The organism is Micromonospora lupini (genome assembly GCF_026342015.1).
Lineage (GTDB): Bacteria > Actinomycetota > Actinomycetes > Mycobacteriales > Micromonosporaceae > Micromonospora > Micromonospora lupini_B.
Map to the genome: position 1 here is coordinate 1,854,344 of NZ_JAPENL010000002.1, position 20,271 is coordinate 1,874,614.

Sequence of the window (20,271 nt, forward strand, 5' to 3'; positions counted from 1 at the left end):
AGGGGTGGCGGAGGGCTGACAACTGGGGATCAGGGCTCTCGTCGCCCGAAGGTGATGCCGCCGAGCTTGCTCTCGGGCGAGGTGACTGTCATCTCGGCCTCGACAGTGAATCCGTTGTCGTGCAGCCAGGTCGCGACCTGGGCCGGCCGGCGGCGGTGCACGTGGAGCTTCATCGGGAGGCCGCCGTACCCCTCGGTCTTGAGCGTCGTCTCGTCGCCCACGTGGTAGCCGACCAGCAGCGGGCCTCCGGGGCGTACCACCCGCCGGAAGTGCGCCAGGACCTGGCCGAGCCGCTCGTCGGGGATGTGGATGAGCGAATACCAGGCGACCAGGCCGGCCACCGAGCCGTCGGGCAGGTCGAGATCGGTCATGGAGCCGACCTCGAACCTCAGGTCGGGGTGGTCGCGGCGGGCCACCGCGATCATCCCGGGAGAGAGGTCGATCCCGAAGGCGTCGACGCCCAGTTCGTTCAGGTGTGCCGTGATGCGACCCGGCCCGCAGCCCACGTCCGCGACCGGGCCACCACCCCTTGCGCGTACGAGGTCGGCGAACACCGCCAGAGCCCCGCGTTCGTAGGGTGCCTGCGCCAGGAAGTCACGGACCAGGTGCGCGTAACTGACCGCGACCGTGTCGTAGGAGGTGCGGGTGTCTGCCAACCAGTGGTCGCCGTTCATGGCGGCCACGCTAGAGGACGAGGTCACCGACGCCCGCCGTGTCCATACTGAACACCGTGTCCGCCCGACCTGTGGAGGTGCCGTCCATGCCCGCTGCGCCACTGATCATCAGTCTGCCGATCGCGGACCGCCCGACCTCGTACCGCTTCTACCGCGACGGCCTCGGCCTGCAGGCGGTGGGTGAGCTGGCCGATGACGGCATCCCGGAGCCGTTGCAGTTCGTGGTGAACGACGGGCTGCGGCTGATGCTCATCCCGACCGGTGGCTTCGGTTGGGTGATCGGCGAACACGAGGTAGCGCCGAGAGGGCAGAGCGAGTGCCTGCTCGGCCTCGGCGCCGCCACCCCGGCCGAGGCGGACGCGATCGTCGAGCGGGCGCACGCCGCCGGCGGCGAGGTGATCACCGCGCCGACCACACAACCCTGGGGGTACGCGGGCGTCTTCGCCGACCCGGACGACCACCTGTGGATGGTGTCGGTCCAGCCGCGGGCCTGATCAGGAGCCGTCGGATGCGGGTTGTCCGGGGCCTGCTGAACCGATCTGCCGCCGTTAAGGTGACGTCATGGCGGTACGTGGACTACAGCGGATCATCGTCTCCGTGGCCGATCGGGAACGGGCGCTGGCGCTCTACCGGGATGCGTTGGGTCTGGCGGAGAAGTACAGCGCGGGCGACATGGTGGTCCTTGCCGTTGCGGACACCGGGGTCGAGCTTCTGCTGCACGAGCGCCCACCCACGCCAGGGTTGGCCGGTGTCGCCGCGAGCTTCCTCGTGTCGGATGTCGACGAGGCGACCGCGGCGGCCCAGAAGGCAGGCGCCCAGGTCGTCGACGCCCCCGCCGACCAGCCCTGGGGTGAACGACAGTCGGTGCTCACCGACCCGGACGGTCACGTCCTTTGCCTGGTGGCACCGACGGTCTGACCGCATCAGATGGTCAACAGGCCGCCGTTGCGTAGGGTGTCGTCCTTGATCGCGATGAGATTCGCGGAGACATACGAAATGTTGTGCGTCTGGTGCCACTCGCTCGGGTAGTACGTCACGAGCCGTGACGTCTGAAAACGGCACTTGATTTCAGGTACGAACCGAGAATATTTGGCGTCTGTGAAGTACCAGAACGAGTTTTCGTTGTAGAACGCCACGTGGGTCGGATCCTGATAGGCCCCACGACCGTCGGTGCTGGGTGTCAGCGACAGCAGCATTCCGTTCGGCGCGAGCAGTCGGTACAACTCGTTGAACAGGGCGACTTTGTCCGGCACGTGTTCCAGGAAGTCCACTGCCCTGATGACCCCGACGCTGCTGTCCGGCAGGTCGACGCCGTTCGTTATGTCACAGACCATGTCGACGCCCGGACCGTCGTGGTAATCCAGACCCAGATAGCCTTCCGGCTTGTTGTGGGCGGCGCCGAGATCGAGCGCCAGGAGCCCCTGTCGCCGTGACCAGGTCAGCGCATTCTGTTGAATGTTCCGGTCGTATATCGCGACGGTCCGCTGCTGGATTCGGGCGTTGACATCTGGGATGCGCTGCGTGTTCTTGGCATGCATGCGCTGCAGGTACAGACACTTCTGAATATGGTGGAACTCGCTCACCTGGTAGATCCGGGCCATGAGATCGGCGTCGTCAGCGACGTCGAGCGACTCGTCGTATCCACCAACCTTCTCGTAGATGTCCCGGCGGAAGGCGCGCACATGGTTCGGCGCGTACCAAATGAAGCTCACGTTGTGCGGCGTCGGCGGCATCGCACGGCAGACCAGCACCTCGCGGCCGTCCACCTTCTCGTCGTAGTGTCGCCAGCCGAAGGAGCTCGCGAAACGGTCTTCGCAGCGGCTACCGTCCTCCTGGATCTGCGCGGTGTCGCTGTAGACGAAACCCACCTCCGGGTTCTGGTCGAAGGCAGCGACGATCTCTTGCAGACAGTCGCTGCTGAGCACATCGTCGTCGTCGAGCTCGACCAGGATGTCCCCGGCAGCCTCGGCGCAGGCGTACCCCTTGATGGCGCCAACGCCGTTCAGGTTGTCCTGGACAACGAGCCGGACCCGATCGTCATGCCGCTCGGGCCGCCAGCGGGACCCCTGGTTGAGCACGACCACCCATTCCCAGTCGGTGAAGGTCTGCGCCAGCAGTGATTGGAAACATTCGTCGATGAAACGAGTGCGGTTGCTTCCGGTGAAGACCGTTACACGTGGAGTACGCATCGAGCCGGTCACCTCCCTGCCCGAGTCGAGGATGAAGCGGTTGGGGCCGCTCGGTACTTCTCCGGAACTGATGACGCGAGCCGCTTGTCCAGCCGGATCGCCGCACTGAAAGCGTTCCGCGCCTCGGCAGTGTCGCCGGACTGGGACAGCAGCATGCCCAGCCGAAGGTAAGCGGTCGATGCTTTGTTGTCGATCGACAAGACCTTGCGGTAAATGTCCACCGACTTCGTCGGCTCCGTACTCTCCAGCGCGATGGCCTTGTTGTAAAGGGCCGGCTTGTAGCTGGCGTCGGCGGCCAATGCTTTGTCGTAGCTGCTGATCGCCTCGTCGTTCTGGTTGCGCGACTGGGCAATGAAGCCCAGATTGAACCAGGCGAACTTGTTGTTGACGTCGGCGTCCAGCACCTTCTCGAAGGTGGCCTTCGCTGCGTCGAGGTTACCGGCTTGGCCCTGTTCGACGCCGAGCTTCAGCAGATCCGCCGAGGCGGTCCCGGCGTTGGCGCCACCGTTCGCCTCATCGCTTTTACCGGAGTTGCTCGGCTGCGCTTTGCCGGGAGACTTCTCGCTGCAGGCTGTGGCTCCGGTCAGCAGGATCGCACCACAGGCGAGTGACCCGAGTATCTGACGCATGCTCATTTATCCTCCTTGAACGATAACAGGGCGGTCCGACTTGCCGTTCGGCATACAAACTTGGTTCCTGCGACCCGCGCTGCTTGAGGTGTTGCCCGCAGGCCAAACGCGACCGGTTAGTCGAGTGAGATGCAGGACACCCAGATGTCCGCGCCCCCGCCAGTAAAAGTGAACTGGTAACCACTGACCGACAGTGGCTGGATCAGCACCGGATTGACACCCGCCCCCGACAGTTGATAGCCGGTTCCGACAGCAATGTCGCCGGCCTGGCACCCGAAATCAACGGGAGTATCCGCGATCACCGTCAGCGGTCCCTGAATATAGGCGGCCTGGATTCCGGTGCCCGCCACTCCCTGCGCGCCCTGCGGACCCTGAGCGCCGGTGTCGCCTTGGGCGCCTTGGAAGCCCTGCGCGCCTTGAGCCCCCTGCGCGCCTTGAGCGCCCGTGCTGCCCTGCGTGCCCTGGAAGCCCTGTGCGCCGGTGTCGCCCTGTGCGCCTTGTGCGCCGGTGTTGCCCTGGTTGCCCTGGAAGCCTTGGGTTCCTTGGGCGCCGGTGCTGCCTTGGGCGCCTTGGGCGCCTTGAGTACCCGTGTTGCCCTGGGCTCCCTGTGCGCCTTGTGCGCCGGTGTCGCCTTGGCTGCCCTGGAAGCCTTGGGTTCCCTGTGCGCCGGTGTTGCCTTGGGCGCCTTGAGTACCCGTGTTGCCTTGGGTGCCTTGCGCTCCCTGTGCGCCGGTGTTGCCCTGGTTGCCCTGTGCGCCTTGTGCGCCGGTGTCGCCTTGGCTGCCCTGGAAGCCTTGGGTTCCCTGGGCTCCGGTGTCGCCTTGGGCGCCTTGAGTGCCCGTGTTGCCTTGGGTGCCTTGCGCTCCCTGCGCGCCGGTGTTGCCCTGGTTGCCCTGTGCGCCTTGTGCGCCGGTGTCGCCTTGGCTGCCCTGGAAGCCTTGCGCTCCCTGTGCGCCGGTGTCGCCTTGGCTGCCCTGGAAGCCTTGCGCTCCCTGCGCGCCGGTGTCGCCTTGGGCGCCTTGGGCACCTGTGTTGCCTTGGGCACCGGTGTTGCCCTGGGCGCCTTGAGTACCCGTGTTGCCCTGGTTGCCCTGTGCGCCTTGTGCGCCGGTGTCGCCTTGGCTGCCCTGGAAGCCTTGCGCTCCCTGCGCGCCGGTGTCGCCTTGCGCGCCTTGGGTGCCGGTGTTGCCCTGGGTGCCTTGCGCTCCCTGCGCGCCGGTGTTGCCCTGGAAGCCTTGGGTTCCCTGGGCTCCGGTGTCGCCTTGGGCGCCTTGGGCACCGGTGTCGCCCTGGTTACCCTGGTTGCCCTGGGCTCCCTGTGCGCCTTGTGCGCCGGTGTCGCCTTGGCTGCCCTGGAAGCCTTGAGCTCCCTGCGCGCCGGTGTTGCCCTGGAAGCCTTGAGTTCCCTGGGCTCCGGTGTCGCCTTGCGCGCCTTGAGCACCCGTGTTGCCTTGCGCGCCGGTGTTGCCCTGGAAGCCTTGAGTTCCCTGCGCGCCGGTGTTGCCTTGGGCGCCTTGGGTACCGGTGTCGCCCTGGTTACCCTGGTTGCCCTGGGCTCCCTGGGCTCCCTGGGCCCCCTGTGCGCCTTGTGCGCCGGTGTCGCCTTGGCTGCCCTGGAAGCCTTGCGCTCCCTGCGCGCCGGTGTTGCCCTGGAAGCCTTGAGTTCCCTGTGCGCCGGTGTCGCCTTGCGCGCCTTGAGCACCCGTGTTGCCTTGGGCGCCTTGCGCTCCCTGTGCGCCGGTGTCGCCCTGGTTGCCCTGGGCGCCTTGGGCGCCGGTGTTGCCCTGGGCTCCCTGTGCGCCTTGTGCGCCGGTGTCGCCTTGGCTGCCCTGGAAGCCTTGCGCTCCCTGCGCGCCGGTGTTGCCCTGGAAGCCTTGAGTTCCCTGTGCGCCGGTGTCGCCTTGGGCACCTTGGGCTCCAGTGCTGCCCTGGTTGCCCTGTGCGCCTTGTGCGCCGGTGTCGCCTTGGCTGCCCTGGAAGCCTTGCGCTCCCTGTGCGCCGGTGTCGCCCTGGTTGCCCTGTGCGCCTTGGGCGCCGGTGTTGCCCTGGGCTCCCTGTGCGCCTTGGGCTCCGGTGTTGCCCTGGGCTCCCTGTGCGCCTTGGGCTCCGGTGTTGCCCTGGTTGCCCTGTGCGCCTTGTGCGCCGGCGTCGCCTTGGCTGCCCTGGAAGCCTTGCGCTCCCTGTGCGCCCGTGTTGCCTTGGGCGCCTTGAGCACCCGTGTTGCCTTGGGCGCCTTGAGCACCCGTGTTGCCTTGGGCGCCTTGAGCACCCGTGTTGCCTTGGGCGCCTTGCGCTCCCTGCGCGCCGGTGTCGCCCTGGTTGCCCTGGGCGCCTTGGGCGCCGGTGTTGCCCTGGGCTCCTTGTGCGCCGGTGTCGCCTTGGCTGCCCTGGAAGCCTTGCGCTCCCTGTGCGCCGGTGTTGCCCTGGTTGCCCTGGGCGCCTTGGGCGCCGGTGTTGCCCTGGGCTCCTTGTGCGCCTTGTGCGCCGGTGTCGCCTTGCGCGCCTTGGGCACCGGTGTTGCCCTGGGTGCCTTGCGCTCCCTGCGCGCCGGTGTCGCCCTGGAAGCCTTGCGCTCCCTGGGCGCCTTGAGCACCCGTGTCGCCTTGGGCGCCTTGAGTACCCGTGTTGCCCTGTGCGCCTTGGTTGCCTTGTGCGCCGGTGTTGCCCTGGGCGCCTTGAGTTCCCTGCGCGCCGGTGTTGCCCTGGAAGCCTTGGGTTCCCTGGGCTCCGGTGTCGCCTTGCGGGCCTTGAGCACCCGTGTTGCCTTGGGCGCCTTGAGTGCCCGTGTTGCCCTGGTTGCCCTGGTTGCCCTGGGCTCCCTGTGCGCCTTGTGCGCCGGTGTCGCCTTGGCTGCCCTGGAAGCCTTGCGCTCCCTGCGCGCCGGTGTCGCCTTGCGCGCCTTGAGCGCCCGTGTTGCCTTGAGCGCCGGTGTTGCCCTGGGCTCCTTGAGCACCGGTGTTGCCCTGGAAGCCTTGAGCTCCCTGTGCGCCTTGAGTACCCGTGTTGCCCTGGGCGCCCTGCGCTCCCTGTGCTCCCTGTGCTCCCTGCGCGCCGGTGTTGCCCTGGAAGCCTTGCGCTCCCTGTGCGCCTTGAGCGCCGGTCTCGCCCTGCCCGCCCTGAGCACCCGTGTTGCCCTGGGTGCCCTGGGTACCTTGCGCCCCCTGCGCGCCGCTGTCGCCTTGTGCGCCGTTGTCTCCCTGGGCTCCCTGTGCCCCGGTGTCGCCCTGGGTGCCTTGGCTGCCTTGTGCCCCGGTGTCGCCTTGCGCGCCCTGGAAGCCTTGAGCGCCCGCGTCGCCTTGTGCGCCTTGAGCACCCGCGTCGCCTTGTGCGCCTTCAGCACCCGTTTCGCCCTGCGCGCCCTGGGGGCCCTGGGTGCCCTTTCCGCCGTGGGGGTGGCCCCGGTCCGGCTGCTTGCCCCCCTTGTCGTGCCCACCCCACGGGCCCTGCCAGCCTTGGGGACCGCAGTCCGGTGTGGTGCCGGGGGAGGGCTTCCACGAATCGTCAGATCCATCGTCGTCTCGGAAGGCAGTCGGCCAATACAACGGGAGCCCGCCGTACTGGCCGACCGGTCCGGGCGTACCGATATGCATGCCCTGGGAGGACGATTCCGCTTCTTTGGGTGGTGCCGCGGCTGCGGGCCCACCCGTTATCCCGACCAACAGCAGGGCGGAACTCAATCCTGAGGCGGCGCGGCCATGCTTCAGCCCCCGCCGTAGCCGTCGGTCGTTGCTCATGACCCCTCCAGGGCCGCCCCAGATACACCCAGAGCTACCTACTCGTGACGTACGGTTGCCGGCGAGTTGCAGAGTAAGCGACGGATGAGGCGAGCAGGGTCGTTATGCGGCATTTGAGCAGGTATGTAGCGCATGCAGGCGCCCTGGGGTCTGCGTCCGGTAGGTGCGGCGCCCTCGCAGGGCCTCTGACGCCAGGTGCCGGGGTTGCGCGGGGCACGTGGAGCGCGACTTTGAGCGAGCGACGACTCGCCTGTTGCCCATGCGGTGCTAGTAGAGCTTTGTGGTGATTTAGCTAAATTTGAGGCAGATGAGCGGTTAGCCTCGTCAACACTATGGACGAGGTTGAGCTACGCAGTCGGCGTCATGATCTGGCTGACTCCGTGCCGGTCGCCTCCACCGTGTGCACGACCATGCCTTTCACGCTGGCGCCGACGACACCTGCGTCTCTCCGCCGCGTCCGGGCTTCTTTTCGGGCGCCCAACTGGAAAAGGTCGATCCGCCCGATCCTCAACGCGCACTGCAGCGAACAGTGCGGGGGCCCACCGGTGGCGGAGCGGGTCGAGGCGAATTCGGCGACCGGATCGCCGCTCGGAGTACCGCACCCCGCCGCCGCTGGGCTCACGAAGAAGGTTGAGAGATGTGTGATCCGCCATTCGCGAAAGTCTTCCTCCCCGCCGCTCCCGGACGCGGGCTGACGCTGTCGGCCGCGCCCCTCGCCGGGGCGACCCGAGCGGCCGGACGTGACGTCGTGTCCGCGCTCACCGCCTTCGTCGCCGGCACCGCGGCCGACAGTGGCCCGTCCAACCTGGACGCTTTCCCGGCCGGTGACCTCGGGGTGGCCCTCCTGTTCGCCCGTGGAGGACGGCCGCCGACGGACGGCGGATCCGGTCCGACAGCGGCGGCGTGGCACCGCGGCGTACCCGAGCGCGTCCGGTCGGAGGCCGCCGACGCCCCGCTGATCGCCGCGCAGGTCGTCCGCGGCAAGGCGGAGCTGCCCCTCGCGCCGGCCACGCGTGACAGCGCGACGTTCCACCAGGCCGGGCAGCGCCTGCTCAGCGAACCCGCCTTCGCTGAGGCCGCCGGCACGGTGACCCGGGAGATGGTGGCCCGACCCAGTCCGGTGGCCGTGTTCGACCGCCAGGCCACGGACGACACGGCGTCCCGATGATCCGCTGGCTCGTCACCGGTGCCGGCGGCATGCTGGGGCGCGACATCGTCGAGGTGTTACGCGCCCGACCCGGCACGGTGGTCACCGCCGCCGCTCACGACGACCTCGACATCACCGATGCGGCGGCCGTCGCCCGGGCCGTCCCGGGTTACGACATTCTGGTGAACGCCGCAGCCTGGACCGACGTGGACGGTGCGGAGACGGCCGAGGAACTCGCCACGGAGGTCAACGGTCACGGCGTGCGACACCTGGCTGGCGCCTGCGCCGACCACGGCGTGCGCCTGATTCACGTATCCAGCGACTACGTGTTGGCCGGGGACGGGAGGGCGCCGCTGGACGAGGCGGCTCCGCCGGCACCCGTCAACGCGTACGGGCGCAGCAAACTCGTCGGTGAGCGGGCGGTGCGCGCCATCCTGCCGCACGCCGGTTACGTGGTGCGTACGGCATGGCTCTACGGCGACCACGGCCCCAACTTCGTGGCGACCATGCTCCTGCTCGCGGCGAACCGGCCCGACGTGCAGGTGGTGGCCGATCAGCACGGGCAGCCGACGTGGTCGGCGATGCTCGCCGAGGGGATCGCCAGCCTCGGCGACGCCGCCCACGCCGGCCAAGTCACCGCCGGGATCTACCACGGCGTCGCCGGAGGGCGCACCACCTGGTACGGCCTGGCCCGCGCCGTTTACGAGGAATGCGGCCTGGACCCGGACCGCGTCCGGCCGACCACCACCGACCGGTTCCCGCGACTGGCGCGCCGGCCGGCGTTCAGCGTGCTCACACGCCGACTGTGGGCGGAAGCCGGCCTGGAGCTGATGGACGACTGGCGCACCCAGCTTCGTGCAGCTCTGCGTAGCCCCGGACTGGCCAAACTGGCCGAGGCTGCGCGGACGGTCCCGACGGGTGCCGCGCGACCCCGCACGAGCATCGCGCCCGGCGCGTGGTCGAAGACGCCATCCGCGGAGCGTGTGAGCCGCGCCCCTGCGTGACCTCAGTGCCTACTCGTCGGCTGCCTGGTCGGAGACCCGGCCGGGAGTCGTCCGGCGGTTCCGTCGGTTGGTCGGCCTGACCACGACGGATCGATGTCAGACGTAGATCTTCTTGGCGTACTCCGGGCCGTAGTGCCTCTCCAGGTCCTCCAGGCTCTCGGAGGGCGCCTCGACCTCCTTGATCAGGCGGGCGCGGGACGGCAGCGCGTCGGGCTGCCAGGTCTCCGGCTGCCACAGCGCGGACCGCAGGAACGCCTTCGCGCAGTGGTAGAAGATCTGCTCGATCTCCACCACCACGGCGAGCACCGGCCGGTGCCCCTTGACCACCATGTCGTCGAACCAGGGGGCGTCGCGTACCAGGCGGGCCCGTCCGTTGATGCGCAGCGTGTCGGTGCGACCGGGGATCAGGAAGAGCAGCCCGACGTGCGGGTTGTCGAGGATGTTGCGGTAGCCGTCGGCCCGCTTGTTGCCCGGCCGTTCCGGGAGCGCGATCGTCGTGTCGTCAAGCACCAGCGCGAACCCGGCCGGGTCGCCCTTGGGTGAGACGTCGCAGGTGCCGTCGGCGCCGGCCGTCGCCATCAGGCAGAACGGCGCGGCGGCGAGCCACTGTCGGTCCCGCTCGTGCAGGCGGGCGCGTTCCTTGTTCGCCGCGCGCACGCCCGGCGTGCCGAGCAGCTCGCGTAGTTCCTCGTGCGAGGTGATCTCCACCGTCACGTGATCCTCCCCCAGCCGTTGACCCGGGTGGCGGCGCCACCGTCGCCAGCCTAGGCCCGCGTGGCCAGCGCGAGGTTTGCCCACGGTCGCCGGGGGTACGGCCTCCTCCGACGCGCCCGCCGCACGTACCGTCCGCAGGAACGCCGACAAGTGGAGGCCGGGAGATGGAGAGCCGACTCAAGGTGCTGGGTCACCCAGTCCATCCGATGCTGGTCATGTTCCCGGTCGCGCTGCTGGTCACCGCCGTGCTGTTCGACATCGTCGACACGGTCGGCGGGCCCGACTTCCTCGCCGAGGTCGCGTACTGGAACATCACCGTCGGCCTGGTCGGCGGCCTGCTCGCCGCGGTGGCCGGCTCGTTCGACCTCCTGGCGATTCCGACCGGCACCCGCGCGAAGCGGGTGGGTCTGCTGCACGCGGGCGCCAACATCGCGGTGATCCTGCTCTTCGCCGCGGTGTGGGCGGTCCGACTCAACGCCGACTCGCGGGCCGCCGGTGGGTCGTTGATCGCCATCGAGGTGGTCGCGGTGGCGATCCTCGGCATCAGCGCCTGGCTCGGCGGCGAGCTGGTCGACCGGCTCGGCGTGGGCGTCGACCGCGACGCCGGTCTGGACGCGCCCAGCTCACTGCGGCCCACAACGGCCAACCAGCGGATCGGAGACGTGCGATGAGCGAGCAGCAGCAGGCCGGCGGTTCCGGCCGTGGTTGGCGTGGTCGGCAGCAGGGCTGGGACCCGATGGGCGAGTTGCAGTCGTTGCGCGCCGAGCTGAGCCGGCTGGTCGGCGGCCGGGCCGGGTCCTCCGACGTCGAGTTGACCGAGACCGCGGACGGCTGGCAGGTCGTCGTCCGGCTGCCCGGCGTCGCGCCGGAGGAGGTGGCCGTCGAGCTGGACGACCGCGAGCTGTGCGTGCGCGCCCGCTCCGAGGCGGAGGTCAACGCCGAGCAGGGCATTCCCGGGGGTTTCGAGACCCGCGGTTTCGAGTACCGCATCGACCTGCCGTCCCGCGTCGACCCGGAGGGCATCGACGCGGTGATGGACCACGGGCTGCTGCGGGTCCGCCTGCCCCGGGCGGCGCGGCCCACGGCGCGCACCATCACCGTCGGCCGCACCGGGCCGCGCTCGGGCGGCCTCTCCGGGGGTACGCCGACACCGGTCGATCCCGCTGCGGACCGGGAGCTGCACCACCCGGACACCGTCGGCGAGATGGACCGGCCGTAGCGGACCGCGTGGTCACCCCGTCCCTGCTCGGCCCGACGGCCGGGCGGGTCGAAGACGTGCGACGGATCGCGGTGCTGCGTGCCAACGCCCTCGGCGACTTCATCTTCGTTCTGCCGGCGTTGGACGCGCTGCGTGCCGCGTACCCCTCGGCGGAGATCGTGCTGCTCGGTGCGCCGTGGCACGCGAAGCTCTGGCGCGACCGGCCCGGCCCGGTGGACCGGGTGCTTGTGGTGCCGCCGGGCCCCGGCATCCGGGAGCCGGAGGCGGATGAGCCGGCGTCCACGATGGACGACTTCGTGGCGGCGGCCAGCCGCGAGGGTTTCGACCTGGCGGTCCAGGCCCATGGCGGTGGCGCCAACTCCAACCCGTTGATCAGCCGCCTCGGCGCCCGGGTGACGGCGGGTCTGCGCGCCGAGGACGCGCCGCCGCTGGACCGGTGGGTCCGCTACGTGTACTACCAGCACGAGGTGATCCGCTATCTGGAGGTGGTGGCCCTGGTCGGCGCCCCGGCGACCACGATCGTGCCGACGCTTGCGGTCACCAACGCCGACCGGGCCGAGGCGGAGAAGGTGCTCGGCCCGCCGACCCGCCCCCGGGTGGCGCTGCACCCCGGCGCCAGCGACACCCGACGTCGCTGGCCTGCCGAGCGGTTCGCCGAGGTGGCCCGTGCGCTGCACGGCGACGGGTACGAGGTGCTGGTCACCGGTACGCCCTCGGAGCGGGAGGTGGTGGACCAGGTGGTCGTGGCGGCGGGGGTGCCGGTCCGGCCGCAGGTGGGCACGCTCAGCCTCGGTGGGCTGGCCGGTTGCTACGCCGACTGCGCGCTGGTGATCTCCAACGACACCGGCCCGCTGCACCTGGCCGCCGCGGTGGGCGCGCCGACGGTGGGCATCTTCTGGGTCGGCAACCTGATCAACACGGCGAACCCGCTGCGGGGCCGGCACCGGCCGATCAGCTCCTGGACGGTGCACTGCCCGGTCTGCGGGGTGGACTGCACGCCGGGCATCTACCCGCACCGGCCCGGCGACGGCGAGTGCCCGCACCGCGACTCGTTCGTCGCCGACGTGCCGACGGCCGAGGTGCTGGAGGCAGCCCGCGAGCTGCTCAGCCCGTAGTCGGCGCTCAGGCCGGCTGCGGAGTGTCCTCGTCGGCGAGGACGACCTCCCACGCCTCCACGTCGCGTTCGGTGACAGTGGTGGGGGATTCCAGGTGGTAGGCGCCGCTGGGCAGGATGCCCGCCCCGCCGTGGCGGGCCAGCACCGCGAGCTGGGCGGCCACGTCCTCGCCCTGGTGTTTCTCGTGCACCCGTCGCCAGAAGTCGAAGCCTCCGGAGTCGACGAGCTTGGCCCGGTCGTAGAGCACGCACCCGCCGATCCAGGACACCTTGTACGCCCGCCACGCGCCAGGCGGCAGTGCCAGTTCGGCGGTGACGTGCAGCAGGTTGGCCGCCGAGTGGACGCGGGCGCGGTCCCACTCGGGGGTGCCCGGCCGGACCCGCTCCGGAACGGGCCGGCCGACCCACTCCTCGTAGTGCCCGTGCGCCTCCGGCCGGACGTCGTCGGTGTACGACAGGCCGTGCACTCCGTTGCCGACGAACCCGCAGCCCAGCTCCTCGATCGCGGTGACCAGCCGGTGCAGCGCCCCGGGTTCCAGCCAGACGTCGTCGTCGAGGTTGAGCACGTACCTGGCGGACGACGCGGCGAGCAGGTAGGCGCGATGCTCGGCCAATCCGCGGCGCGGCAGCCGGCGGGTCAACAGCACCGGGTGGCTCGCGTGGCGCAGCGCCCGGACCATGGTGGCCGCGGCGGGGTGGGAGTACGCCGGATCGCCGTCGGACTGGTCGCTTACCACCACGCCGAAGCCCGGCACCCCGCCCTGGGCGGCGAGCCCGGCCAGTGTGACGGCCAGTTCGGCGGGCCGGTTGCGGGTCGGAATCAGCACGTCGACAAGCCGGTCGGCGTGGAACTCCGCCGGGGCGCCGAGGGCGAGGGGACGGTTCACGACGCCTGGGTGCGGGGGCTCAGCGACGGGTCGGTGGCGTGCGACGACGGCTCCTGGCTGTGCGACCGGATCCGCTCGATGATCGCCGAGGTGGACCGGTCCGGCACGTACCCCAGGGTGCGCACCTGACCGCCCAGCCGGCGCACCAGCGGCGCCTCCGGCACCAGCTCCGGCGGGTAGTCGCCGCCCTTGACGTACACGTCGGGCCGGACGGCCTCGATCAGCGCGGCGGGCGAGTCCTCCTCGAACACCACCACGTGGTCGACGCAGGACAGCGCGGCCAGCAGGGCGCCCCGGTCCTCGACCGGGTTGACCGGCCGGTCCGGCCCCTTGAGGCGGCGTACGCTGCCGTCCGAGTTGACCGCCACGATGAGCAGGTCGCCCAGTGCGCGGGCCTGTTCCAGGTAGCGCACGTGCCCGGGGTGCAGCACGTCGAAGCAGCCGTTGGTGAACACCACCGACCGGCCCGCCTCGCGATGTTCGGCGACGATCGCGTCCAGTTCGACGGTGCCGACAACCGCCGGGTGCCCGGTGGCCTCCGACGGCATGTCGAGGGCGGCGAGCAGGTCGTCCCGCAGGCACACGCAGGTGCCGGTGTCGGACACGGTGATGGTGGCCGCGAGCTGGGCGAGCTGCGCGGCGGTGGGCAGCGGCGCGTCGGCGGCCAGGGCCAGCGTCATGGCCGCCAGGTACGCGTCCCCCGCGCCCACGGCGTGACTCGCGGGAACCGGGGTGCTGTGGCTGCGCCGCCGTTCCCCGTCCGCGCCGCCGACCACCGCGCCGTCGGTGTCCAGGGTCACCGCGACCACGTCCGCGCCTGTGTGCGCGCGCAGCTCGGCGAGGCGCGACTCGGCCAGTACGGCCCGGTCCACGCCCGCTCCGGCCTCGGTGTTCACGGTGACGCCGGTGCCGGTGACGCTGAGACCGTCGCCGGTGAGGGCCACCCGACTCTCGCTCGGGGTGGGCTCGCCGACCGGGCCGGGCCTGTCGTCGGCGCGGGCCCCGCCCGGTGCGGCGCCCACGCTCAGCTCGGACGGCCCGTCGGCCGGATCGCTGTCCGGGTGTTCCAGGTGCAGGTCGGCGCCGGCGGTCGAACGGTTCGCGCCGCCGGCACGGGCCAGCAGCCTGGTCGCCTCGGCGAAGCTGGGGGTGACCACAGTCGGCGCGAGCCCTCGCCAGTCGGCGAGGTCGTGGGCGTCCAGCGCGACCGTGGCGTACCGCTCGCGCTGCTCGACCAGCCACGCGCGGACCGGCGCGGGCAGTGCCCCCAGGCCGTAGTCGCAGACGACAAGGGTGGGCGCCTCTCCGCCGGCGGCGGCGCGCAGCTCCTCGGTGGCGCAGTCCAGCGCCGTGAGCAGCCGGGCCACCCCGTCCGGGTCGAGCGCGTCGTCCGCGTCGCCGGAGTCCTCCCGGAGCAGGATCTGGTTGCCGGCGAGCATCCGCCGCTTCACCGGGGTGGGCCGACCGGGCTGGTTGACCGTACGGTCCCAGACGCCGGCCCGGTCCAGGCAGTCGTGCAGCTCGTCGCCGGCCACGTCCGCGCCGACCGGTGCCACCAGCACGGCCCGCCCGCCGAGGGTGGCGACGTTGACCGCTGTGTTCGCGGCTCCACCGGCGGCGGAGATCCGTCGACGCAGGGTGAGGACCGGGGCGGGCGCCTCCCGGCAGAGCCGGTCGGAGTCGGCGAACCGCCACTCGTCAAGCATGGCGTCGCCGACGATCAGGACCGGACGCCCGAGCCAGCTCTCCACGACTGAGGCGAGCCGGCGCTGTTCCGCTGCTGCTCCTGCCATGCCTCCCCGGGTCCCCAGCGGCCCTCGGGACAAACCTGCGCCGAGGCCGTCTGCGCCGCAGGTCGGCGGCCTTTCGTCCCAGCCTCGTCGACGCGGTGCCCGTCGTCACCGACGTGGGGTGTTTCGGGTGTTGGGGGTCGGGAAGGACATTGAGGTATCCCGGAGAGGAGATGTACCGAGATGGCAGCGACATTGCAGGGCAAGAGGATCGCCTTCCTGGCCGCCGACGGCGTCGAGGAGGTCGAGTACGTCCAGCCGCGCGAGGCTGTCGAGAACGCCGGCGCGACGGCCGAGCTGGTCTCGCTCAAGCCCGGTTCCATCCAGTCCTTCAACCACCTGGACCAGTCCAAGACGTACGACGTGGACGTCACCGCGGACAAGGCGGACGCCGCCGGGTACGACGCGCTGGTGCTGCCGGGCGGGGTGGCGAACCCGGACTTCCTGCGGTCCGACCCGGACGCGGTGCGGTTCGTGCGGGCGTTCTTCGACGCCGGCAAGCCGGTGGGGGTGATCTGTCACGGCCCGTGGACGCTTATCGAGGCGGACGTGGTGCGCGGCCGGCGGATCACCTCCTGGCCCAGCCTGCGGACCGATCTGACAAACGCCGGCGCGACCTGGGTCGACGAGGAGTGCGTAACGGACGGCAACCTGACAAGCAGCCGCAACCCCGACGACCTCCCCGCCTTCTGCGCAAAGATCACCAAAACCTTCGCCACCACCTGACCCGCCCCCCGGCCCTAGCCCTCGTTGATCAAGAGGTTTGCGTCATCCCACCCGGCGTGTCGTGACGCGAACCTCTTGATCAACCCTGGGAGGCTCGGGGTTTTTTGGGGGTGTGGGGCATGTTCCACGGTGGTCGGGAAAGAGGGCTTGATGACCACCGAAGCCTCTGCCGCGCCGGTACTGAATCGCCAGCAGATCCGGCTGCTCATGCTGGGCCTGATGACCGGCATGCTGCTGGCCGCCCTCGACCAGACGATCGTCGGCACGGCCCTGCCGACAATCGTCGGTGAGCTGGGTGGGATCAACCACTACTCGTGGGTGGTCACGGCGTACCTGCTCGCCTCGACCGCGTCGACGCCGCTGTACGGCAAGATGGCCGACCTGTACGGGCGTCGCCCGGTCTTCCTCTTCTCGATCGGCACGTTCCTGCTCGGGTCGTTGCTGGCCGGCCTGTCGCAGAACATGACTCAGTTGATCATCACGCGGGGCATCCAGGGCCTCGGCGCCGGTGGTCTGCTGACGCTTGCGTTCACCATCATCTCGGACGTGGTCTCACCCCGGGAGAGAGGCCGCTATCAGGGTCTCTTCGGAGCCGTGTTCGGAATCGCGTCGGTGGCCGGCCCACTGGTCGGCGGGTACTTCGCCGAGACCGACTGGCGATGGATCTTCTACATCAACGTGCCGCTGGCGATCCTGGCGATCGTGGTCTGCTACCACGTGATGCGACTGATCCCGTTCGAGCGCCGGGACCACGCGATCGACTGGCTCGGCGCCGGCCTGCTGGTGGCCGGGGTGAGCTGTCTCCTGCTCGCGCTGAGCTGGGGCGGCAACGAGTACCCGTGGGGCTCCGGGCTGATCATCGGCCTCTTCGTCGCCGGTGCGGCGCTGGCCGTGCTCTTCGTGCTCCAGGAGGCGCGGGTCGCCGAGCCGATCCTGCCGCTGCGGCTGTTCCGCAGCGCCACGTTCGCGCTCGCCAACTCCGCCGGCTTCGTACTCGGTCTGGTGATGTTCGGGTCGATCATCTTCATCCCGCTGTACCTCCAGATCGTCAAGGGCGCCTCGCCTACCCGCAGCGGTCTGCTGATGCTGCCGATGATGGCAGGCATCATCGTGACCTCGATCCTCACCGGGCGGGCCATGAGCCGGATCGGCCGGTACAAGTGGTTCCCGGTGGCCGGATCGGCGACCCTGCTGGTCGGCATGCTCCTGTTCACCCGGTTGCAGGTGGGCACGTCGCTCTGGGTGGCGTTCGGCTTCATGGTGGTGATCGGCGTCGGCCTCGGTCTGTGCATGCAGTCGCTGGTCCTCGCGGTGCAGAACGCGGTGTCCGTCCGCGACCTGGGCGCCGGCACCTCCTCGGCGACGTTCTTCCGGTCACTTGGCGGTTCGTTCGGGGTGGCGATCCTCGGCACGGTGCTGTCCTCGCGGCTCAACTCGCAGCTCGCCGACCGGTTGCCCGGTGCGATCGCCCAGCTCCCGCCCGAGCAGCGGGCGGCGGTGGCGGCGAGCGGCGGCACGAACATCTCGATCAACGACCCGGCGACCATCATGGCGCTGCCCGGTGCCGTCCGGGCGGCCATCCAGGCGTCGTTCGTGGAGTCGCTGCACCTGGTCTTCCTGACTGCCGGGCTCGTCGCCATCGTGGCGGTGCTTGTCACAGTGGCGATGCCCAACAGCACGCTGCGCGGGGCCGGCCCCGAGGGCGCGACAGGCGGCGCCGACCCGCTGGGTGGCAAGGCCGCCGCGGCGGGCGGTAAGCCCCTGACGCGGGAGTCCAAGGAGGAGGCCGCCGCGGACATGGAGTCCAAGTCCCAGACGATGATCTGACCGCGCCCGTCCGACCGCCCCGGAATGTCTCCGGGGCGGTCGGCGTCATCCGGCCACGAGGCGGAGAGGCTGCGCGTGCCGGCGGTTGAGACGATCGAGCGCGGCGGAGGTCGCCGCGTCGGCGGCGGCCTGACGAAGCCGCCCATCCGACATGATCGACTCGAGATCGCCGAGATCGGGGTATCCAGGCGCCGGGGACACCCCGACGTCGGCGATCTCGAGTCGATCAAGCAGCTCTGCGCCGGTTCGTGGCGGGAGCGGAACAGTTCGGCCGGCCCGCCCGGCCTGCCCGGCCCGGTCGACGCCGGGTCAGGCGGGGCGGCGGTAGACGCCGTACCACCAGGTTGCGGCCAACTCCCGGGCGGCAGCCGCGTCGGTGGCGGGGTCGGCCGAGGTCGTGCTGACGTGGTCGGCGAGGAAACGGTCACCGCCGACCACGATCAGGCGGCTCGCGGCGTCCACGTCGAGGTCGGCGGGGGTACGCCCGGCCTGCTGCTCGACGCGAAGCGCCTCGACGGTGCGCGTCACGAACTGCTCCAGCCCTGCCGCCCAGTACTCCCGAACCACCTCGTCGTACGCGGCGACCTCGCTCACCGCGGCGAGCACCGGGGCGTACGTCCGGTAGATCCGGATCACGTCGGCGAAGACCTCGGTCAGCCTGGCCAGCGGGTCGCCGGGCCCGCCCGGGTCCCAGCCGCCGGTGCGGTCGAAGGAACTTTCCCGCATGGTGCCGGCGAGGCGCATGAGCAGTTCGCTCTTGTCCCGGAAATGGGTGTAGAAGGTCGACCGCGCCACGCCGGCCTCTGCGGCGATCCGCTGCACGCCGAGGTCGGTGAAGCGGATCCCCTCCTTCAGGAGCCGCTCGGTGGCCGCAAGCACCCGCGCCTCGACGGCCGCGCGTCCGTCGGGGTTGCTCGGGCGGCGGCGGGTGATCGAGGGCATGGTCGAGATCCTAGGTGGCCGGGGGTGCGACCGACGACGTACGCTCGTGTCGGACACTGTGTCCGACGGAGTGTCCGGCAGGGGCCTCCGACCCACCACGAGGAGCGACACACGTGAAGTACCGACTGTTGGGCAGCACCGGGGTGTACGTCTCGGAGATCTCGCTCGGCGCGATGACCTTCGGCGGCAGCGGGCACCCGCTCTGGGGCACCCTCGGCGGGCTGGCGCTGCCCGACGCGCAGCGGCTGGTGGACACCGCGTTGGACGCGGGCGTCAACTTCGTCGACACCGCCGACGGCTACAGCGACGGTGAGAGCGAGGAGTTGCTCGGCCAGGCGCTCGGCAAGCGGCGTCGCGACGTCGTACTGGCGACGAAGGTGCACTCCCGCACGGGTCCCGGCCCGAACGACGTGGGCACCTCCCGGCTGCACATCATGCAGAACCTGGAGGACAGCCTGCGCCGGCTGGGCACCGATCACATCGACCTGTATCAGATCCACAACTTCGACCAGGTCACCCCCATGGAGGAGATGCTCCGCGCGCTCGACGACGCGGTCCGGCAGGGCAAGGTCCGCTACGTCGGGTGCGCCAACTTCGCCGCGTGGCAGATCTCCAAGGCGTTGGGCATCTCCGCGCGGGAGAGGCTGGCCGGCTTCGTCTCGGTGCAGGAGTACTACTCCCTGCTGGGCCGGGACGTCGAGCGGGACGTGGTGCCGATGGCGCTCGACGAGGGCATCGGGCTGACCGTCTGGAGCCCGCTCGCCGGTGGCTTCCTCTCCGGCAAGGTCGGCCGGGACGGCGCCGTCGCCGACAGTGGCGCGCGCAGCGCCCAGCCCGGCTACTCCAGCTTCACCCCGTTCGACCCGGAGCACGCCTTCGCCGTGGTCGACGTGCTCAAGGCCGTCGCCGAGCGGCACGAGGTCAGCCCGGCGCGGGTGGCCGTCGCCTGGCTCCTGTCCCGGCCGGCCGTGACCAGCGTGATCGTCGGTGCCCGCAAGCAGGAGCAGTTGGTCGACAACATCGCCGCCTCGGACCTCACCCTCACCGCGGAGGATCTCACCGAGCTGGACGACGCCACCAGGCTGCCTGTCGCGTACCCGAACTGGATCCAGGAGGGGTACTTCGCGGGGCTCCGCCACCCGCAACAGTGAGGTACGGCCCTACTTGAGGATCAGCCGGTTCGTCTGTTCGAAGACGTCCAGGTCGGCGAGGGTCTCGATGACCGAGGTGGAGAGTGGGGTCGGGAAGCGGTCGCGGGGGAAGAAGCCGGCGTCGGTGGTCTCGTCGGTGACCCGGGTCAGCTGCCCGTCCCACTCCTCGACCTTGAACGCAGTGGTGAAGACCTGGTAGGTGTGCCCGTACATGTTGGTGCTGGTCCGGTCCGGGCCGGTGTAGAGGGCGAACGCGCAGACCCGCAGCGCCCGTAGGCCGGTCTCCTCGCGGACCTCGCGGACCGCGCAGTCGGCGATCGACTCGCCCAGCTCCATCGCCCCGGCGGGCATGGCCCACTGGCCGTTGTCCGAGCGTCGGATGAGCAGGATGCGCCCCGCGTCGTCGTTGACCACGGCTCGGGCGCCGACGAACATCAGCGTCCGATCCCCGGCGAGCGCGCGCAACTGCCCCACGTACGAGTCGGCCCAGGAGATGCTCACCTGCGACAATTTACGGGGGTTCC

The 20,271-nt window shown here is 70.5% G+C and carries 19 protein-coding genes; 10 read left to right on the forward strand and 9 right to left on the reverse strand.

What is annotated here, in order from left to right; all coding sequences use genetic code 11:
* Positions 1-29: 29 nt before the first annotated feature.
* The gene (locus tag OOJ91_RS23455; RefSeq protein WP_266248221.1) at positions 30-674 is read right to left on the reverse strand and encodes a class I SAM-dependent DNA methyltransferase; all 645 of its coding nucleotides are present in this window, start codon (positions 672-674) and stop codon (positions 30-32) included.
* 86 nt (positions 675-760) lie between these two features.
* On the opposite strand from OOJ91_RS23455, the gene OOJ91_RS23460 reads away from it, so the two are divergent.
* Entirely contained in the window at positions 761-1,168 is a 408-nt protein-coding gene (locus OOJ91_RS23460; protein WP_266248222.1) for a VOC family protein, read from the forward strand.
* 67 nt (positions 1,169-1,235) lie between these two features.
* Positions 1,236-1,592 carry a VOC family protein gene (locus tag OOJ91_RS23465; protein WP_266248223.1) on the forward strand — a complete coding sequence of 119 codons (357 nt, stop codon included), beginning with the start codon at positions 1,236-1,238 and terminating at the stop codon, positions 1,590-1,592.
* Between the two features lie 5 nt (positions 1,593-1,597).
* Here the strand turns inward: OOJ91_RS23465 and OOJ91_RS23470 are convergent, their stop codons facing one another.
* From OOJ91_RS23470 to OOJ91_RS23480, 3 genes are all read right to left on the reverse strand, one after another.
* Complete coding sequence (locus OOJ91_RS23470; RefSeq protein WP_266248224.1) at positions 1,598-2,875, reverse strand: glycosyltransferase; 1,278 nt, start codon at positions 2,873-2,875, stop codon at positions 1,598-1,600.
* On the reverse strand, positions 2,872-3,498 hold the full coding sequence (locus OOJ91_RS23475) for a tetratricopeptide repeat protein (protein WP_266248225.1): 627 nt from the start codon (positions 3,496-3,498) through the stop codon (positions 2,872-2,874). The genes OOJ91_RS23470 and OOJ91_RS23475 overlap by 4 nt, the downstream gene beginning before the upstream one ends.
* 110 nt (positions 3,499-3,608) lie before the next feature.
* Positions 3,609-7,082 carry a beta strand repeat-containing protein gene (locus tag OOJ91_RS23480; protein WP_266248227.1) on the reverse strand — a complete coding sequence of 1,158 codons (3,474 nt, stop codon included), beginning with the start codon at positions 7,080-7,082 and terminating at the stop codon, positions 3,609-3,611.
* A 781-nt stretch (positions 7,083-7,863) separates the two neighbouring features.
* Between OOJ91_RS23480 and OOJ91_RS23485 the strand changes: the two genes are divergently transcribed.
* Complete coding sequence (locus tag OOJ91_RS23485; RefSeq protein WP_266248229.1) at positions 7,864-8,394, forward strand: nucleotide disphospho-sugar-binding domain-containing protein; 531 nt, start codon at positions 7,864-7,866, stop codon at positions 8,392-8,394.
* Positions 8,391-9,377, forward strand: a complete 987-nt coding sequence (gene rfbD / locus OOJ91_RS23490; protein WP_266248231.1) for a dTDP-4-dehydrorhamnose reductase — start codon at positions 8,391-8,393, stop codon at positions 9,375-9,377. The genes OOJ91_RS23485 and rfbD overlap by 4 nt, the downstream gene beginning before the upstream one ends.
* A 96-nt stretch (positions 9,378-9,473) precedes the next feature.
* Here rfbD and OOJ91_RS23495 read toward each other — a convergent pair whose 3' ends face one another.
* Positions 9,474-10,091: a pyridoxamine 5'-phosphate oxidase family protein gene (locus OOJ91_RS23495; RefSeq protein ID WP_266248233.1), complete on the reverse strand. Its 618-nt coding sequence runs from the start codon at positions 10,089-10,091 to the stop codon at positions 9,474-9,476.
* A gap of 164 nt (positions 10,092-10,255) precedes the next feature.
* On the opposite strand from OOJ91_RS23495, the gene OOJ91_RS23500 reads away from it, so the two are divergent.
* Genes OOJ91_RS23500 through OOJ91_RS23510 form a run of 3 tightly spaced genes read left to right on the forward strand, consistent with a single transcriptional unit; the run spans position 10,256 to position 12,425 of the window.
* The gene (locus OOJ91_RS23500) at positions 10,256-10,762 is read left to right on the forward strand and encodes a DUF2231 domain-containing protein (protein WP_266248234.1); all 507 of its coding nucleotides are present in this window, start codon (positions 10,256-10,258) and stop codon (positions 10,760-10,762) included.
* Positions 10,759-11,310, forward strand: a complete 552-nt coding sequence (locus OOJ91_RS23505) for an Hsp20/alpha crystallin family protein (protein WP_266248235.1) — start codon at positions 10,759-10,761, stop codon at positions 11,308-11,310. Before OOJ91_RS23500 ends, OOJ91_RS23505 begins: the two co-directional genes overlap by 4 nt.
* A gap of 8 nt (positions 11,311-11,318) precedes the next feature.
* Positions 11,319-12,425: a glycosyltransferase family 9 protein gene (locus OOJ91_RS23510; RefSeq protein ID WP_266248236.1), complete on the forward strand. Its 1,107-nt coding sequence runs from the start codon at positions 11,319-11,321 to the stop codon at positions 12,423-12,425.
* A gap of 7 nt (positions 12,426-12,432) precedes the next feature.
* Here the strand turns inward: OOJ91_RS23510 and OOJ91_RS23515 are convergent, their stop codons facing one another.
* Positions 12,433-13,311, reverse strand: a complete 879-nt coding sequence (locus tag OOJ91_RS23515) for a glycosyltransferase (protein ID WP_266248237.1) — start codon at positions 13,309-13,311, stop codon at positions 12,433-12,435.
* Entirely contained in the window at positions 13,308-15,104 is a 1,797-nt protein-coding gene (gene rfaE2 / locus OOJ91_RS23520) for a D-glycero-beta-D-manno-heptose 1-phosphate adenylyltransferase (RefSeq protein WP_266248238.1), read from the reverse strand. Before rfaE2 ends, OOJ91_RS23515 begins: the two co-directional genes overlap by 4 nt.
* Before the next feature lie 180 nt (positions 15,105-15,284).
* Between rfaE2 and OOJ91_RS23525 the strand changes: the two genes are divergently transcribed.
* The gene (locus OOJ91_RS23525) at positions 15,285-15,827 is read left to right on the forward strand and encodes a type 1 glutamine amidotransferase domain-containing protein (RefSeq protein WP_266248239.1); all 543 of its coding nucleotides are present in this window, start codon (positions 15,285-15,287) and stop codon (positions 15,825-15,827) included.
* A gap of 150 nt (positions 15,828-15,977) precedes the next feature.
* Complete coding sequence (locus OOJ91_RS23530; RefSeq protein WP_266248241.1) at positions 15,978-17,654, forward strand: MDR family MFS transporter; 1,677 nt, start codon at positions 15,978-15,980, stop codon at positions 17,652-17,654.
* 309 nt (positions 17,655-17,963) lie between these two features.
* Here the strand turns inward: OOJ91_RS23530 and OOJ91_RS23535 are convergent, their stop codons facing one another.
* Positions 17,964-18,596: a TetR/AcrR family transcriptional regulator gene (locus tag OOJ91_RS23535; protein ID WP_266248243.1), complete on the reverse strand. Its 633-nt coding sequence runs from the start codon at positions 18,594-18,596 to the stop codon at positions 17,964-17,966.
* Positions 18,597-18,709: 113 nt separating this feature from the next.
* Between OOJ91_RS23535 and OOJ91_RS23540 the strand changes: the two genes are divergently transcribed.
* Positions 18,710-19,747: an aldo/keto reductase gene (locus OOJ91_RS23540; protein ID WP_266248245.1), complete on the forward strand. Its 1,038-nt coding sequence runs from the start codon at positions 18,710-18,712 to the stop codon at positions 19,745-19,747.
* A 9-nt stretch (positions 19,748-19,756) separates the two neighbouring features.
* Here the strand turns inward: OOJ91_RS23540 and OOJ91_RS23545 are convergent, their stop codons facing one another.
* Positions 19,757-20,248, reverse strand: coding sequence for an NUDIX domain-containing protein (locus OOJ91_RS23545; protein WP_266248246.1), 492 nt, complete (start codon positions 20,246-20,248; stop codon positions 19,757-19,759).
* Positions 20,249-20,271: the final 23 nt, after the last annotated feature.